The sequence below is a fragment of the Meiothermus ruber DSM 1279 genome (assembly GCF_000024425.1).
In the GTDB taxonomy this organism is placed as follows: Bacteria; Deinococcota; Deinococci; order Deinococcales; family Thermaceae; genus Meiothermus; species Meiothermus ruber.
The window spans coordinates 2,905,917-2,920,005 of sequence record NC_013946.1; the positions used below are offsets into that span (position 1 = coordinate 2,905,917).

At 64.7% G+C, this 14,089-nt stretch carries 19 protein-coding genes; 11 read left to right on the forward strand and 8 right to left on the reverse strand.

Annotation, left to right across the window (positions count from 1 at the left end; translation table 11 throughout):
* The first annotated feature begins 79 nt into the window (after positions 1 to 79).
* The 6 genes from MRUB_RS14415 to MRUB_RS14440 are packed head-to-tail and all read left to right on the forward strand — an operon-like array spanning position 80 to position 5,005.
* Complete coding sequence (locus tag MRUB_RS14415; protein WP_013015111.1) at positions 80 to 1,360, forward strand: FAD-dependent oxidoreductase; 1,281 nt, start codon at positions 80 to 82, stop codon at positions 1,358 to 1,360.
* 58 nt (positions 1,361 to 1,418) lie between these two features.
* The gene (soxC, locus tag MRUB_RS14420) at positions 1,419 to 2,714 is read left to right on the forward strand and encodes a sulfite dehydrogenase (RefSeq protein WP_013015112.1); all 1,296 of its coding nucleotides are present in this window, start codon (positions 1,419 to 1,421) and stop codon (positions 2,712 to 2,714) included.
* Positions 2,714 to 3,277 carry a c-type cytochrome gene (locus MRUB_RS14425; protein WP_013015113.1) on the forward strand — a complete coding sequence of 188 codons (564 nt, stop codon included), beginning with the start codon at positions 2,714 to 2,716 and terminating at the stop codon, positions 3,275 to 3,277. Before soxC ends, MRUB_RS14425 begins: the two co-directional genes overlap by 1 nt.
* 9 nt (positions 3,278 to 3,286) lie before the next feature.
* Positions 3,287 to 4,012 carry a Rieske (2Fe-2S) protein gene (locus MRUB_RS14430; protein ID WP_013015114.1) on the forward strand — a complete coding sequence of 242 codons (726 nt, stop codon included), beginning with the start codon at positions 3,287 to 3,289 and terminating at the stop codon, positions 4,010 to 4,012.
* Between the two features lie 16 nt (positions 4,013 to 4,028).
* Positions 4,029 to 4,697 carry a cytochrome c biogenesis CcdA family protein gene (locus MRUB_RS14435; RefSeq protein WP_013015115.1) on the forward strand — a complete coding sequence of 223 codons (669 nt, stop codon included), beginning with the start codon at positions 4,029 to 4,031 and terminating at the stop codon, positions 4,695 to 4,697.
* 11 nt (positions 4,698 to 4,708) lie between these two features.
* The gene (locus MRUB_RS14440; RefSeq protein ID WP_013015116.1) at positions 4,709 to 5,005 is read left to right on the forward strand and encodes a metal-sensitive transcriptional regulator; all 297 of its coding nucleotides are present in this window, start codon (positions 4,709 to 4,711) and stop codon (positions 5,003 to 5,005) included.
* Positions 5,006 to 5,068: 63 nt separating this feature from the next.
* Here the strand turns inward: MRUB_RS14440 and MRUB_RS14445 are convergent, their stop codons facing one another.
* From MRUB_RS14445 to MRUB_RS15845, 4 genes are all read right to left on the reverse strand, one after another.
* Positions 5,069 to 5,461 carry a c-type cytochrome gene (locus tag MRUB_RS14445; protein ID WP_235438264.1) on the reverse strand — a complete coding sequence of 131 codons (393 nt, stop codon included), beginning with the start codon at positions 5,459 to 5,461 and terminating at the stop codon, positions 5,069 to 5,071.
* Positions 5,462 to 5,709: 248 nt separating this feature from the next.
* Entirely contained in the window at positions 5,710 to 6,633 is a 924-nt protein-coding gene (fba, locus tag MRUB_RS14450; protein ID WP_013015118.1) for a class II fructose-1,6-bisphosphate aldolase, read from the reverse strand.
* Positions 6,614 to 7,288 carry a ribulose-phosphate 3-epimerase gene (gene rpe, locus MRUB_RS14455; RefSeq protein WP_013015119.1) on the reverse strand — a complete coding sequence of 225 codons (675 nt, stop codon included), beginning with the start codon at positions 7,286 to 7,288 and terminating at the stop codon, positions 6,614 to 6,616. The genes fba and rpe overlap by 20 nt, the downstream gene beginning before the upstream one ends.
* Complete coding sequence (locus MRUB_RS15845; RefSeq protein ID WP_156113853.1) at positions 7,281 to 7,418, reverse strand: hypothetical protein; 138 nt, start codon at positions 7,416 to 7,418, stop codon at positions 7,281 to 7,283. Before MRUB_RS15845 ends, rpe begins: the two co-directional genes overlap by 8 nt.
* Before the next feature lie 21 nt (positions 7,419 to 7,439).
* Between MRUB_RS15845 and MRUB_RS14460 the strand changes: the two genes are divergently transcribed.
* Positions 7,440 to 8,333, forward strand: coding sequence for a LysR family transcriptional regulator (locus MRUB_RS14460; RefSeq protein ID WP_013015120.1), 894 nt, complete (start codon positions 7,440 to 7,442; stop codon positions 8,331 to 8,333).
* Positions 8,334 to 8,344: 11 nt separating this feature from the next.
* Here MRUB_RS14460 and MRUB_RS14465 read toward each other — a convergent pair whose 3' ends face one another.
* The 4 genes from MRUB_RS14465 to trxB form a co-directional block, all read right to left on the reverse strand.
* Positions 8,345 to 9,679 (reverse strand): DUF3422 family protein, encoded by a 1,335-nt coding sequence (locus tag MRUB_RS14465; RefSeq protein WP_013015121.1) that lies wholly within the window; start codon positions 9,677 to 9,679, stop codon positions 8,345 to 8,347.
* Positions 9,666 to 9,818, reverse strand: coding sequence for a hypothetical protein (locus tag MRUB_RS15965; RefSeq protein WP_013015122.1), 153 nt, complete (start codon positions 9,816 to 9,818; stop codon positions 9,666 to 9,668). Before MRUB_RS15965 ends, MRUB_RS14465 begins: the two co-directional genes overlap by 14 nt.
* Positions 9,819 to 9,985: 167 nt before the next feature.
* Positions 9,986 to 11,056 (reverse strand): TDT family transporter, encoded by a 1,071-nt coding sequence (locus MRUB_RS14470; RefSeq protein WP_013015123.1) that lies wholly within the window; start codon positions 11,054 to 11,056, stop codon positions 9,986 to 9,988.
* Positions 11,057 to 11,065: 9 nt separating this feature from the next.
* On the reverse strand, positions 11,066 to 12,004 hold the full coding sequence (trxB, locus tag MRUB_RS14475; RefSeq protein ID WP_013015124.1) for a thioredoxin-disulfide reductase: 939 nt from the start codon (positions 12,002 to 12,004) through the stop codon (positions 11,066 to 11,068).
* Between the two features lie 119 nt (positions 12,005 to 12,123).
* On the opposite strand from trxB, the gene MRUB_RS14480 reads away from it, so the two are divergent.
* The 4 genes from MRUB_RS14480 to MRUB_RS14490 all read left to right on the forward strand — a co-directional run bounded on the left by MRUB_RS14480 (position 12,124) and on the right by MRUB_RS14490 (position 14,062).
* Positions 12,124 to 12,495 (forward strand): hypothetical protein, encoded by a 372-nt coding sequence (locus MRUB_RS14480; protein WP_013015125.1) that lies wholly within the window; start codon positions 12,124 to 12,126, stop codon positions 12,493 to 12,495.
* A gap of 86 nt (positions 12,496 to 12,581) precedes the next feature.
* On the forward strand, positions 12,582 to 13,010 hold the full coding sequence (locus MRUB_RS14485) for a copper chaperone PCu(A)C (RefSeq protein ID WP_013015126.1): 429 nt from the start codon (positions 12,582 to 12,584) through the stop codon (positions 13,008 to 13,010).
* Positions 13,011 to 13,118: 108 nt separating this feature from the next.
* On the forward strand, positions 13,119 to 13,253 hold the full coding sequence (locus tag MRUB_RS16255; protein WP_015586640.1) for a hypothetical protein: 135 nt from the start codon (positions 13,119 to 13,121) through the stop codon (positions 13,251 to 13,253).
* Positions 13,250 to 14,062 (forward strand): TlpA family protein disulfide reductase, encoded by an 813-nt coding sequence (locus MRUB_RS14490; RefSeq protein ID WP_013015128.1) that lies wholly within the window; start codon positions 13,250 to 13,252, stop codon positions 14,060 to 14,062. The genes MRUB_RS16255 and MRUB_RS14490 overlap by 4 nt, the downstream gene beginning before the upstream one ends.
* Positions 14,063 to 14,089 lie beyond the last annotated feature (27 nt).

Below are 14,089 nucleotides of genomic sequence, written 5' to 3' on the forward strand. Positions count from 1 at the left end.
ATAAACTTGCCTTTAAACCCAAGCTCACGGAGGTTATCGAGGGGAAGCCCCCGAAGTGGCTCGGGTTATGGGAGGAAGCATGAGCAAGGTAACACGTCGTAAGCTTCTCAAAGCAGGTGCGGTAGCGGGTGCAGCGGCGGCCAGCAGCGCTTTTGCCCAGGAGTTCTTCAGCAAGCCCAGCAGCGTGCTGGGGCCGGCCAGGGGCAACCGCGTGGTGATCATCGGCGGAGGCTGGGGCGGCGTGAGCACCGCCCGGCACCTGCGGCGCAAAAACCCTAACATCGAGGTGGTGTTGATCGAGAAGAACCCCGCCTTCATGTCCTGCCCCATGAGCAACCTGTACCTAGGCGGGGTCAAGGATCTCGACTTTATCGTCTTCGACTACGCCAACGTGGCCCGGGCTGGGGTCACCATCATCAACGAACGGGCTATTGAGGTCAACCGGGCGGGCCGCTATGTGCGCACCACCAGCGGCCTGGTCTTCTACAACTACCTGGTGGTCTCGCCCGGCATCGACTATATGTACGAGGCCATCCAGGGGTACGAGGAGGTCAAGCAGTTCCTGCCGGTGGGCTTCAAGCCCTGGGAGCACATTGCCCTCAAACGCCAGCTTGACAACTTCGAAGGGGGTGACCTGGTGCTGGCCATCCCCAAGCCCCCCTACCGCTGCCCCCCAGGCCCCTATGAGCGGGCGGCCATGCTGGCCTACTACCTCAAGACCAACCAGATCAAGGGCAAGGTGATCGTGCTGGACGCCAACCCCGGCCCCATCTCCAAAGGCCCCGGCTTTACCGCGGCGTACAACGATCTCTACAAAGACTACATCCAGTACATTCCTCAGGCCGAGGTCACGGCCATTGACTACGCCAGGAAGGAGGTCAAGACCCCCCTAGGCGAGTTCAAGTTCGACCTGGCCAACATCATCCCGCCCATGAAGGCCGGCGAAATTGTACGCACCGCAGGGCTGGGCGACCGCTGGGCCAACGTGCGGCTACCTTCGTTCCTCTCCGAGCGGGACGATCGGGTTTACATCATCGGCGACGTGATCGGCAACGTACCCTACCCCAAGAGCGGGCAGGTGGCCTACAACGACGGCAAGATCATCGCCGAGCACATCGCCCAGCGTATCGCTGGTAAGCGCCTGGATGAGATTGCCAACCCGCTGCCCGACAACATCTGCTACAGCTTCGTGAGCAACGAGGAGTCCATCTGGGTATCGCACAAACACAACTGGGACGAGGCCGCCCGGCAGATTCGGCAGCAAGCCACCGTAGACAACAACCGCTCCAAGCCCAACGGAGCCCTGGCGCTGGAATGGGCCCGAGGCCTGTGGAGCGATATGTTTGGCCCGGACGCCTGAACCCGCGGCACGGGGTGGGGTTGCGCATACCCCACCCCTTCCAAGGAGAACTCATCGGATGAACCGTCGAAAACTGCTGCAACTTCTGAGCAAAGGAGCGGCCGCCGGGGCCTTTGTAAAACTCTCCGGGGGCCTAGCCCAGAGCAAGATTCCCCAAGGCGCTACCGACACCATGAAGGTGTTGGGAACCACCCTGCGTGAATACGGCGAGCGCAGCGAGTTTGAAAAGGACGTGATTCGCTACATCTCGCCCAACCTGCGCAGCCGCCACACCGGGGCCAGCTTTTCCCCGCTGGAGAAGCTCGAGGGCATCGTCACCCCCAACTCGCTGCATTTCGAGCGGCACCATGCCGGGGTGCCCAACGTAAACCCGGCCGACTACCGGCTGGTGATTCACGGGATGGTTGAGCGGCCCCTAATGTTTACCCTGCAAGACCTCAAGCGCCTGCCTTCGGTCACCCGCACCTACTTCATTGAGTGTGCCGGCAACGGGCAGAACGGCTACCGCAACCCCCCCGACATGACCCTGACCGCCACCCGCAGCCGGGGTCTGGTCTCCAACTCTTCCTGGACGGGGGTGCCCCTCTCGATTCTGCTCAAGGAAGCGGGCCTCAAGGAAGGCGCCCGCTGGCTGATTCCCGAGGGGCAGGACGCTGCCGCCTACACCCGCAGCCTGCCGCTGGAAAAGGCCCTGGACGATGTGCTGGTGGCCTACGCCCAGAACGGTGAGGCCATCCGGCCCGAGCAGGGCTACCCGGTGCGCCTGGTGGTGCCGGGCTGGGAGGGGAGCATCCAGGTCAAGTGGCTGCGGCGCATCCAGGTGACCGACACCCCGGTGATGAGCAAGGACGAGACCTCGGAATACACCGACGTGATGGCCGACGGTAAGATTTATGCCTTCACCTGGGTGATGGATCCGGAGTCCATCATCACCTATCCTTCGGGGTTGCAGCAGATTTCGCGGGGCTTCCACGAGATTCGCGGCCTGGCCTGGAGCGGCCACGGACGCATCCGCCGGGTGGAGATCTCGCTGGACGGGGGCAAAACCTGGAAACAGGCCAGCCTCGAGCCTGCCCCCGATGCGCTCTCGGTGGTGCGCTTCAAGTACAACTGGGTCTGGGATGGCCGCGAGACGGTTATCATGAGCCGGGCCTGGGATGAAAAAGGCAACACCCAGCCCACCCAGGAGGAGTTTTTCGCCAAGTGGGCCCGCAACAACCGCTATCACTACAACGCCATCCAGGCCTGGCGGATTGGGGCCGATGGCAAGGTGGTCAACGGCGACAAGACCCTGGCCGGGGCCCCCGCCCGGCTCGGCGCGGTGGGCCGGGGCGGCTGTGGAGGTGAGTCGTGATGCGGCGCAAGCGGTTCTATGTGGCCCTTCTGGCCCTGGCCCTCTCGGCCCTTGTGCTGGCCCAGGGGCGTTACCAAATTGGCACCCCGCTGAGCGAGCAGGAGGTGCAGGAGTGGAACATCCGGCCCTCCATCCTGGCCAATGGGGTGGGTCTGCCCCCCGGCCAGGGCACGGTAGATGAGGGGGCCCAGGTCTATGCCACCCACTGTGCGAGCTGCCACGGGGCCACCGGCGAGGGGGGGGCCTTTACCCGGCTGGTCTCCGAGCCCTTCCCCATCACCAAAGAGGTGGACTCGGTGGACTTTGCCATCGGCAACTACTGGCAGTACGCCACCACCCTCTTCGACTACACCCGCCGGGCCATGCCCTTTGCCACGCCGGGTATCCTCAGCAACGACGAGGTGTACGCGGTGGTGGCCTATATCCTTTATCAAAACGGGATCATTGACGGCAGCGAGCCCATGAACGCCCAGACCTTACCCAAAGTACAGATGCCCGCCCGCGCCCTGTTGGAGCTCGACCCCAACACCCAGAAGCGCTTCCCCTGGATCAGGCTCCCCTAGAGGTCAAGCATGGATCGACGCGATTTTCTCGACCTACTCGCCAAAGGCACCTCGCTGGGCCTGCTGCTCAAGCTTGCGCCCTTGGGGATGCTCGAGTTCGTGCGGGCCCAGTCCAGCGCCACCAGCTTCCAAAAAGCGCTCCTGGTGGACAAGGCTGGCAACCCCTTCAAGCTGAGCACCCTCAAGCCCCACGAGCCCTTTGTTTTTGCCTACCCCTTTGCCGCCACCCCCAATATCCTGGTTAATGTGGACGCCGAGCTCTCCCCGGTGGAGGTGAAGATGCCGGACGGCAAGAACTACCGCTGGCCCGGTGGGGTGGGCAAGGGCAGGAACATCGTGGCCTATACCAGCATCTGCCCCCACGCCTACAGCTACGCCGCCCCCAACCTGGGGGCCATGGGCTACTACAAGCCCGAAGGGAACCGCGGCCCCCGGATGGTCTGCTGCGCCCACCTTTCGTCGTTCGACGTGACCCGGGGCGGTGAGGTCAGAGGGGGGCCGGCCCCCCACGCCCTGGCCGCGGTGGCGCTCGAGTACGACGCCGCCAAGGACGAAGCCTACGCCGTGGGCTTTTTAGGCAACCCCCAGTTCGACGAGTTCTTCCGGGCCCAGAACCAGGCCCTGCGCAACCTGTTCCGCACCACCGCCCGGGCCCGTGAAGAGGTGAGCAAAGCCACCGTCATCCCCTACGCCGAGCACACCAAAGTGCCCACCACCTGCCCGGTTTTAGGGTAGTCCTCGATCCCAGACCATGACCCTGAGCCTCCCCATCGCTTTCCTGGCAGGAATCCTCTCGTTCCTGTCGCCCTGTGTGCTCCCCCTGGTGCCCACCTACCTGCTGTACCTGGGGGGACAGCAGGGCCGCCCCATCCGCAACGCCCTCTTCTTTGTGCTGGGCTTTTCGGCCATCTTCTTTTTGCTGGGCCTGCCCTTTACCCTGCTGGGGGGCTTGCTCTTCGAGCACCGCGACCTGCTTTCGCGCATCGGGGGCGGGGTGCTCATCCTGCTGGGGCTGTATATGCTGGGCCTCAAACCCAGATGGGGGGTGAACCTGCGCTACCAGGGCCCCACCGACCGCCCCTGGGGGGCCTTCGTGCTGGGCATCGTACTGGGGCTGGGCTGGACGCCCTGCATCGGCCCCATTTTGGGGGGCATCCTCACCCTCACCGCCACCGGCGGGGGCATCCATCTGCTGGTGGCCTACATCCTGGGGCTGGCCGTGCCCTTTATGCTGGTGGCCCTTTTTGCCGAACGGGCTCGAGCCTTCCTGAGGCGCGCCGCGCGGCTTTCCCATGCGGTGGAGATTGTGGCCGGTGTGGTGCTGATCGTTGTGGGCGTTCTCCTGATCACCGGCAGCTTTACCCAGCTCAACAGCTTCTTCCTCAGAATCACCCCCGAGTGGCTGCAAAAACTGTTGTGAGGGGAGGGCCAATGAAGCCACGCAGGTCTAAGCTGGACGGTACCTTTACCGACCTCGAGGCCCTGGAAGGCCTCCTTCGCCGCCTCAAGCGCATTGAGGGCCAGGTGCGGGGCTTGCAGCGGATGGCCGAGGAAGGGCGACCCTTCAGCGAGCTGCTGGATCAGATCAACGCAACCCGCAAGGCCATGGACGCGGTAGCCAGCGTGGTGCTGGAGGAATACCTGAACGCCTGGGAGGCCCAGGCTGCCGCGGACGATACGGAGATGAGCAAAGGCCATATCGCCATGATTCTGCGCAAGATAATTTGAAGCCCAACGTACCTCGATAAAAAACACCCAGGCCCACGGGCCTGGGTGTTTGGCTTGTGGGGTTTACTTCAAGCCCAGCTTGTTGCGGGCCTCGAGCACCTGCGCCGCAGTGAGGGTTTTGGCGCGCTGAGCCCTGACCTCTGCCGCGGTAAAGGGCTGCTGGCCGGCAGGGAACTTGTTGCCCCACTGGGTGGAGATATGGTTGAGCAAGCCAGCGATGTCTTCGTCCTTGAGCTGGGCGTAGGCCGGCATGACCCCCTGGTACCTGGTGCCTTTCACCGCAATCTGCCCTTGCAGGCCATAGAGCAGCACCTGAATCAGGTACTCGCGGCCCCCTTTGGCCGCCAGAATTTCGGGTACGTGACCTGCCAACGGAGGGAAGACCCCTGGGATACCGGCCCCGGTGGGCTGGTGGCAGCCCTGGCACTGGGCGTAAAGAGGGCTGGCCTGGGCCATGGCTGTCTGTGCACTGAGCAGATAAGCACCCAGGCCCAGCAGCACCACCGCCGAGGAAAGAAAGAGCGAGATGTTACGCTTGATCAAGTTGCATCACCTCTGAGTTCATAGTATGTGCGCAAAAAATCGATTTGCAAGCTACTTCTAGTTATTTTGTGAATAACCAGAGGTTATCCACAAGGCCGCGCCCAACAAAATACGGGCAGCTACGGGTCTGGAGGGCTTTTTTCGGATCCGCTCGAGGCGGTTCACGCACGGCCCACCGTGCCCATCAGCTCAAATTTCTCCCGAATAACCTGCTTGAGATAGTCCCGCCCCCTGCCCAGGATTTTGCGGGGGTCGAACTCCCTGGGGTTGCCCACCACCACCTCGCGGATGCCAGCGGTGAGGGCCAGACGCAGGTCGGTGTCGATGTTGATCTTGGCGATGCCGTTGGGAATGGCTTTTTTCACGTCTTCGTCGTGGATGCCGGTGGGGTCGCCCAGGTCGGCCCCGCTGGCGGCCATCTTGTCCTTGAGCCACTGCGGCACGCCCGAGGAGCCGTGCAGCACCAGCGGCAGGGAGACTTTGGCGGCAATCTGCTCGAGGCGGGCGTGGTCAATGTAGGGCCGCCCCTTGCCCTTGTAGGCCCCGTGGGAGGTGCCGATGGCGACGGCTAGGTAGTCGATCCCGGTGGCCTCCACAAAGCGCGCGGCCTCGTCGGGGTCGGTGAGGAAGGCCTCTTTGGCATCTACCACGATGTTGTCCTCGATGCCCTGCAGGCGCCCCAGCTCGGCCTCCACGCTCACCCCCACGGCATGGGCTGCCTCCACGCACTTTTTGGTCTCGCGTACGTTTTCCTCGAAGGGGTGGTGCGAGGCGTCAATCATCACGCTGGTAAACCCAGCCCGGAGGGCCTGCAAGACCATCTGGTAATCGGCCCCGTGGTCGAGGTGCAGCACCACCGGAACGCTGACCCGGCTGGCCATATCGCGCACCAGGTTGGAGAGGTTCTCCAGCCCGGCGTACTTGCGGGCCCCATCCGAGACCTGGATGAAGACCGGGGCCCGGAGGGCCTCGGCGGTCTCGAGGATGGCCTGGGTGATCTCGAGGTTGTTGGTGTTGAAGCTGGGCACGGCGTAGCCTTCACGCCGGGCTTTGTCGAGGACGTCTTTACCTAGAGCCAGCGGCATACACTTCTCCTAGCAGTTTTTTCATATTTTCGGCCACCGGCCGGTTATTAAACAGGGCGCTGCCCACCACCACCACATCGGCCCCGGCCCGGTAGACCTCGGCCACATTCACGGGTTTGATGCCCCCGTCCACCTGAATCAGACAGGCCGGGTTCATCTGCCCGCGCAGGGCGGCCAGCCGGCGGATGCGCTCGGTGCTGGCGGGGATGTACTTTTGCCCGCCAAAGCCGGGGTTCACGCTCATCAGGAGGGCCAGGTCGAGCTCGGGCAGCAGGGGTAGCAAAGCCTCCAGGGGCGTGCCGGGGTTGATGGCCAGACCGGCTTTCTTGCCCAGTTCTTTGATCTGCTGCACCGCCCGGTGGGCGTGGGGGGTGGCCTCGTGGTGCACGGTGATCCAGTCGGCCCCGGCCCGGGCGAAGTCGGCTATGTAGCGCTCGGGCTCCACAATCATCAGGTGCACATCCAGGGGCAAGGCGGTGACCTTGCGGATGGCCTCCACCACCAGCGGGCCAAAGGTCAGATTGGGCACGAAGCGCCCGTCCATCACGTCCAGGTGAATCCAGTCCACCCCCGCGGCCTCGGCCTCGCGGATCTGCTCGCCCAGGCGGGCAAAATCGGCGGTGAGGATGGAGGGGGCTACCAGGAGTTTAGGCATAGGCCAGGGCTCCTTTCTGGATGGCTTGCTCGCGCATATCTACCAAATCATACGCGATGACCCGGAGGCGGGTTCGCGGGCGCAGGCTGCGCTGGGGTCGCCGAATGTTCAGCAAATGGCCCAATTTCACTATTTTTGATAATATCTACTTATGAATGGGCGGCGCCCCTTCCCCAATCCCCAGGCCCTGCGGGTGTTTTTGTGCGTAGCCCAGGAGGGCAGCGTGGGTCGTGCAGCTCTGAGCCTGGGCATGACCCAGCCGGGGGTGAGCCAGCACCTGCAGGCGCTGGAAGCCCAGATCGGCCAGGTTCTGTTCCACCGCCAGGGTCGCCGGCTGGTGTTGACCAAAACAGGGCAGGATCTGCTACCCGAGGCCCGCCGGGCGGTGCAGGCCCTGGAGGGGTTTATGCAGGCCGCCCAGGCCCTGGAGCGCCTCGAGCGGGGGCGGGTGGAGATTGGGGCCTCGACCACCATGGCGGTGTACGTGCTGCCGCGCTACCTGACCGAGTTCAAGCGGCTCTACCCGGAAATCCGCATCAAACTGGAGAGCGGCAGTTCCGAAGGCCTGACCCAGCGGCTGTTGCAGGGCGAGCTCGAGCTGGCCGTGGTGGAAGCGGTGGAGCACCTCGAGGGCTTTGAGCGGCAGCTTTTTTATGAAGACGAGCTGGTGGTGATCGTGCCCCCCGAGCACCCCTGGGCCCGAAAGGAAGAGATCGCCCCCGAACAACTGGCCGAGGTTCCGCTGATTGTGCGGCAGCCGGGGGCCATGACCTTTCGGGTGCTGGGGTCGGCGCTGGAGCAGGCCGGCCTCGAGGTCAACCCCATCTTCTACACCGACAACCACGAGGTCACCAAGCGGCTGGTGCTCGAGGGGGCCGGGGTGGGCATTGTGTCGAGCGTGGTGGTGCGGCCCAATGTGCGGGTGGGCAACCTGCGGGCCTTGCGCCTGAAGGGAATGGAACTGCGCCGGCTCTTCTGGCTGTTCTATCCCAAAGAGCTGGGCAACCCTGCTGCCGAGGCGCTCAAGAACACGCTGCTCTCCTGAACACGCCGGCCCTAGCCTTCGCGGTCTTGCTGGGAGGCCAGCCGCCGGTGAATCTGGCGGGTAAGCCACCAGACCGCGGCAATCACCCCAGGGATGGACAGCCCCGCCGCCAGCTCAGGGGAAAAGGGCAGGCCGGCCTCCTTTCCAGCTTTGAAGAGGTAGTACAGCAAGCCCACCACATAGTAGGAGATGGCCGCAATCGAGAGGCCCTCCACGGTGCGCTGGAGCTGGTACTGCATCTCCTGGCCGCGCTTGAGTTTGTGCAACAGCTCCTGGTTCTGGGTCTCGAGGGCAATATCCACGCGGGTGCGCAGCAAGGCCCCGGCCCGCTCGATGCGCTGGGAGAGGGCGGCCAGGCGCTGGGCAGTGGACTCCACCGTGGCCATGGCCGGGCTGAAGCGGCGCTGCAAGAACTCGCCGATGGTCTGGATGCCGGGGATGGGGGTCTCGCGCAGCTCGGCCAGGCGGGCCCTGACCAGGGCGTGGTAGGCCGCGCTGGCGCTAAAGCGGTAGCCATGCTCGGCCATGGCGTGCTCCACCCGGGCCGCCAGGGCCTCGAGCTCGTCCAGTAAACCCGCGTCGGCCTGGTTGGTGTCGCGGATGCGGGCTGTCATCCGGGCCAGGGCCCGCTCCGACTCCAGCAACATGGGACGCAAAGCCCGGGCCAGCGGATAACCTAGCAGCGCCATCATGCGGTAAGCCTCCATCTCCAGAAGCCGGGCTGCAATGCGGCCCGCCCGGGTCTCGCTGGTGCCCGGTGGGGCCACCACCACCATATGCTCAAAACCATCCGGCCGCAGAAGGAAATCGGTCACGGCACAGCTATGGCTATTCCGGCCCATCATCGAGGCCACCACGCTGTGCACACCCAGCCAGGGGCAGGCCAGGGCCAGGGCCTCCTCCACCGCCCCGTGCAGCATGATCAGCTTGACCGCCGAGAGGGTGCGGCCAGGAATGCTGCGCAGCCAGCCTGCATCCACAATCAGGTGGCCCAGCAGATCGGCCTCGGGGCTGGCCTCGAGCGCAGGCAAGGGCTGGATCAGGGTATAGGTGCTGAACTCGGTGTGCCGCTCCCAGCGCAGCGAGCCCCCTGGCAGCCGCAGGCGCAGGTAGATGCCCGCAAGCTGGTCAAGCTCGAGCTCCCCCAACCCCGAAAGCCGGCGCAGGTGCTCGAGCTCCTCCTCGCGCGAAACCCCCTCGTGCCGCACCGCCACCTGCACCACCAGGGCCGGTAGGCGGATCTGGGGGATGGGCCGGGCGTGCAGTTCGTTGTGAAGCTCGTGGCGCAGAGGGTCGTCGGGCGGCAGCAGGCCCGCCTCACGCACCATCACCTCATCCTGCCCCATACAAAACCCCCTCCATTGGCGGGGCGCGGCGGTGGGGGGCCTGGCGCGCCTGCACCTCAAAAAGCCTGGCCTGTACGGCAATCCACAGCCGGCTGGCTGCGGCGGTCTGGATCGCTATCGCTTGGAGGGTGCTGGCCATGTGTCTCCTTTCACAAGACGGGCCTCGAGGCCAGTTTAGACACGGCGAGCCAGAACCATCAACCTCGTCTTTTGTTGTTTTGATAATAAAAACTTATACCTGCGCTCGGCTTCGGGGATCGGGGCATCCGCCACCTTAACGGTGATTTACCCTGGCTTTTGCTCCTGCTACGATCCCTTGGGCGGTCGCAAGGCCCCCAGACCGGCCCAGGCCCTAAAGGAGTAGAACATCACCCACAGCCAGAACACCCCCAACAGCCCGAGCAGCCCCCAGGCCAGCCCGCCCAGGAAGGCCGAGTCCAGGGCTCGAGCCAGCGCCAGCGTGGCCAGGGTAAAAGCCCCCAGGGGGAAGACAAACCCCCACCAGCCGGGGGCAAAGTGAAACTGCGCCCGGCGGCACGGCGCCAGCAGGGTATCCAGCAGCAGCAGCAGGCTAAAGGCCAGCCACCACAGGCCCAGCCCCCAGACTGCCAGCCCGATCACCGGCCAGGCCGCCACCAGGCCCCCCGGGATGAGCCCGGCCTGCGCCCCGCCCTCGAGCCAGCGCCAGGGGGCCAGCACCAGCAGGCCCACCGGGGCCAGCCCGATGAAGACCAAGGGCAGGAAGTGGGGCTCGAGGCGGCCGTACCCATACAACCGCTGCAAAAAGCTCGGCAGCACGAACAAGAACAGAAAAAGCCCAATCCCCAGGAACAGGCCGCTCACCACCCAAAGCTCCTTTTGCCAGGCTTTGGGAAAACTGGAAAGCCAGAGCCCCCCGGCCATGGGCACCAGCAGGGCCGAGACCGGCGGGATAAACCAGGCCCCACTGGCGGCCTCGATGGGCAGCTTAAGCCGGGTGCTCACCCAGTAGACCACCAGCAGGCCCACCAGGAAAATCAGCGGCGTCCCCAGCAGAAAAAGCCCCTGGCCCAACGGCTGCGCCCAGGGCCCCAGGGGCAGGGCCCGGGTCGCCAGGCTCAGCACCAGAAGGGCAATAGGTAGCGTGGGGAGCATCTGGGACAACAGGGGATGCTGTAAATCGGCCAGGGCGGCCTGGGGATAGCGCAGGAGTTTGGCCAGGTAGAGCCCCAGCAAGCCTGCCATGAACAAGAGGGCCAGCCCATAAACCGGCAAGGCCAGCCCCACCAGGCCAAACTGGGCCAGGGCCAGGGCCAGCACCCCCGTGCCCATCACCGAGGCAAACCAGGCCGGGTTCAGGTAGCGCACGCTGGGCGCTGCTGGGATGGCCGCCTCCACAAGGGCCCCCTAGTGCACGGCGGCGTGTTCCTGCTCGGCCAGGTAGCGCTCGGCCATCATGGCCGCCCGGGTGCCGGCCCCCACGCTGGTGGAAAGCTGGCGGTAGATGGGGTCGGCCACATCCCCCGCTGCAAACAGCCCCGGAACCGAGGTGAAAATCTCGTCCCGCACCGCCACGTAGCCGTCGGGCCGGAGTTCCACCACCCCCTGCAAAAAGCCGGTGTTGGGCTCATGCCCGATGAAAACAAAGACCCCGTCGGTAGGGTGGTCGTAGACCTCGCCGCTCTTCAGGTTTCGGAGGCGCACCCCGGTCACGGTCTCCTCGCCCAGCACCTCCTCCACCACGGTATCCCAGATGAACTGCATCTTGGGGTGGGCCAGGGCCCGGGCCTGGGCGGTCTTGTTGGCCCGCAGGGTGTCGCGGCGGTGCACCAGGGTGACCTTGGAGGCAAACTTGGTGAGGAACAGACCCTCCTCCACCGCGGCGTCGCCCCCACCCACCACCACCACTTCCTTGCCCCGGTAAAAGAAGCCGTCACAGGTGGCGCAGGTGCTCACACCCCGGCCATAAAACTTCTCTTCGCCGGGTACGCCCAGTTTCTTGGGGTTGGCCCCGGTGGCGAGAATCACGCTGCGGGCGCGGTAGTCCTGCTCGTAACCCCGCACCACGAAACCCTCCGGGGTTTTTTCCACGGCCTGGGCCTCGTCCATCACAATCTCGGCCCCAAAGCGTTTGGCCTGCTGCACCATGCGTTCGGATAGCTCGGCCCCGCTGATGGGCTCGGGGAAGCCGGGGTAGTTCTCCACCTCCTCGGTCTGGGCAATCTGGCCCCCCGGCAGGCCTTTTTCCAGGATGAGGGTTTTGAGGTTGGCCCGTCCGGTGTAGATGCCTGCGGTCAGCCCGGCGGGGCCGCCCCCGATAATCACCACGTCGTAGAGTTGGCTCATGATTGGTCTCCTCGCGCCAGCCCAAGGCCGGCCCTTCATGGGTCAGTATAGCATACCCCTGGGGGATATGCGTCGTAGGACGTTTGCCCTTCGGGGGCCCGGATATACTGATTCCAAGTATGTGGGCGGCTCCGGCTCGAGTCCACCGCACCCTCTGGGTTTTCTTCCTGGCGGGGCTGGTGTTCCTGGTCTCGAGCCAGTACGCGCTGCGCGACCCGCGCAGCCAGGTGCTGCCGGTTAGCTTTCTAGCGGGCGCGGACATCTGCAGCCCGGGCTCAACCCATCCCCAGCCCTCCCCCACCCACACCCACCAGCCCCACTGCCCCCTCTGCGTGAGCTCTGCATTTGCCATAGCATTAGCTGCGTTTTCGACGGAGGTGCGGCCGGACGTGCAGATAGCGCTGCCGCAAGCCGCGCCACCAGAGCCGGGGTACATGCGATATAGCTTTTGGAGGCACACCCCTTATCGGGGGCCTCCGCTGTGGGCCTAAGGCGGGTAGCACAAACAAAACCCTCGAGGATGGACTTAAGCATCCGCGGCCCTAAGTTGTCTTTTTTTATCGAGCAGGAGTAACGTATGCTACGCACAATACTGGTTTTGTTGAGTCTGGTAGGCCTGACGGGCTTGGCCCAAGCCGCCCTGAAAGCCGAAAATCCCTGGGTTCGTCTGGTGCCCGGTTCAGTAAGCGGGGCCTTCATGACCCTTGCCAACCCCAGCGACAAGGCCATTCGGGTGATCGCGGTCGAAAGCCCCATCGCCGGCAAGGTGGAAATTCACCAGACCACCATCGTTAAAGGGGCAGGGGGCACAGAGGTCATGCAGATGCGCCCCGTTCAGTTTCTGGAGATCCCGGCCAAGGGCAGGGTCGAGCTCAAACCCGGGGGTTATCACATCATGCTGATGATGCTTAAAGAACCCCTGCAGGAAGGCAAGATCGTTCGGATCACCCTGCGGCTCGAGGGGGGCGGCGCGCTGGTGGTGGAAGCCCCCGTCAAGGCGCAGTAATCCCAGCGTGTGTGCCATTCCTGTGCATTCCACTAAGGAATTTTGCCGAGCGTTGTACGTGCTTTACTTTTGCGCATTATATCCCCCTGGGGTATAATGACCCTGGATATGACGCGCTTTATAAAGGTTGGGGTGGAGCGCCTGCACAGCGGGCTGGCCTGCCGTTTGCATGGGTTTTCACTATGCCGGGTAGCCCCCTGGGTCGCGCTGCTGGCGCTGGGATGGGTGGTGTATAGCCGATGAAACTCACCCCGGACGCTCTTTTGCTGGGCCCTTTGGCCCTGAGCTGGCCCAACCTGGCCCTGCTGGTGGGGATTCTGGCCTTTACCTGGCTGGCTGCCCGGCAGGGCCAGGAAGGCAAAGCCTGGTGGGTGCTGCTGGCCACGCTCCTGGCCGCCCGGATGGGCTATGCGGTGGCCCACCTCTCCACCTGGCCCAGCCTGGGGGCCGCCCTTCTGGGCATTGTGGACATCCGCAGCGGGGGCTGGAACTGGTGGGTGGGGCTTCCGGTGGGGGCCTTGGCCGCGATCTGGCTCTTGCGCCAAGAAAGCCCACGGCTCTTGGTGCCGGGCGGCGCGGCGCTGGCGCTGGCCTTGTTACCCCTGGGGGTGCAGTTTAGCCTGACCCGGCCTGTCCAGACCCCCACCCCGCCCGAGTATGCCAGCCGCGTGCTGCAGTACCTCGAGCCCGCCCAAACCCGCCCTCTGGAGGTGCGCTTTGCTGAACTCCCCAAGCCCATGCTGCTCAACTTCTGGGCCACCTGGTGCCCCCCCTGCCGGGCCGAGATGCCCCTTTTGGTGGAGTACCAGCAGAAGGGCTACCCCATCGTGCTGCTCAACACCGGCGAGGACGTGGGGGCCATCCAGGGCTTTCTGGCCCAGACCGGGCTATCGGCGCGGGTTTTCCTGGACAGCGCCGGCTTGCAACAGGCCTTCCAGGTAAGCGGGCTGCCCACCACCCTGTTGATTGGCGCCGATGGAAAGGTGCGGGCCCGCCACCTGGGGCCGGTGAACCGGGCCCAGCTCGAGCAGCTCTTGCGGCAGTTGGAGTAAAAACCCGGCAGGTTGGAAGAAGCGGGC

Coding starts and splice junctions, on each gene's coding strand:
- MRUB_RS14415 (WP_013015111.1), top strand. CDS start 80: ATGAGCAAGGTAACACGTCGTAAGCTTCTCAAAGCAGGTGCGGTAGCG.
- soxC (WP_013015112.1), top strand. CDS start 1,419: ATGAACCGTCGAAAACTGCTGCAACTTCTGAGCAAAGGAGCGGCCGCC.
- MRUB_RS14425 (WP_013015113.1), top strand. CDS start 2,714: ATGCGGCGCAAGCGGTTCTATGTGGCCCTTCTGGCCCTGGCCCTCTCG.
- MRUB_RS14430 (WP_013015114.1), top strand. CDS start 3,287: ATGGATCGACGCGATTTTCTCGACCTACTCGCCAAAGGCACCTCGCTG.
- MRUB_RS14435 (WP_013015115.1), top strand. CDS start 4,029: ATGACCCTGAGCCTCCCCATCGCTTTCCTGGCAGGAATCCTCTCGTTC.
- MRUB_RS14440 (WP_013015116.1), top strand. CDS start 4,709: ATGAAGCCACGCAGGTCTAAGCTGGACGGTACCTTTACCGACCTCGAG.
- MRUB_RS14445 (WP_235438264.1), bottom strand. CDS start 5,461: ATGGCCCAGGCCAGCCCTCTTTACGCCCAGTGCCAGGGCTGCCACCAG.
- fba (WP_013015118.1), bottom strand. CDS start 6,633: ATGCCGCTGGCTCTAGGTAAAGACGTCCTCGACAAAGCCCGGCGTGAA.
- rpe (WP_013015119.1), bottom strand. CDS start 7,288: ATGCCTAAACTCCTGGTAGCCCCCTCCATCCTCACCGCCGATTTTGCC.
- MRUB_RS14460 (WP_013015120.1), top strand. CDS start 7,440: ATGAATGGGCGGCGCCCCTTCCCCAATCCCCAGGCCCTGCGGGTGTTT.
- MRUB_RS14465 (WP_013015121.1), bottom strand. CDS start 9,679: ATGGGGCAGGATGAGGTGATGGTGCGTGAGGCGGGCCTGCTGCCGCCC.
- MRUB_RS15965 (WP_013015122.1), bottom strand. CDS start 9,818: ATGGCCAGCACCCTCCAAGCGATAGCGATCCAGACCGCCGCAGCCAGC.
- trxB (WP_013015124.1), bottom strand. CDS start 12,004: ATGAGCCAACTCTACGACGTGGTGATTATCGGGGGCGGCCCCGCCGGG.
- MRUB_RS14480 (WP_013015125.1), top strand. CDS start 12,124: ATGTGGGCGGCTCCGGCTCGAGTCCACCGCACCCTCTGGGTTTTCTTC.
- MRUB_RS14485 (WP_013015126.1), top strand. CDS start 12,582: ATGCTACGCACAATACTGGTTTTGTTGAGTCTGGTAGGCCTGACGGGC.
- MRUB_RS16255 (WP_015586640.1), top strand. CDS start 13,119: ATGACGCGCTTTATAAAGGTTGGGGTGGAGCGCCTGCACAGCGGGCTG.
- MRUB_RS14490 (WP_013015128.1), top strand. CDS start 13,250: ATGAAACTCACCCCGGACGCTCTTTTGCTGGGCCCTTTGGCCCTGAGC.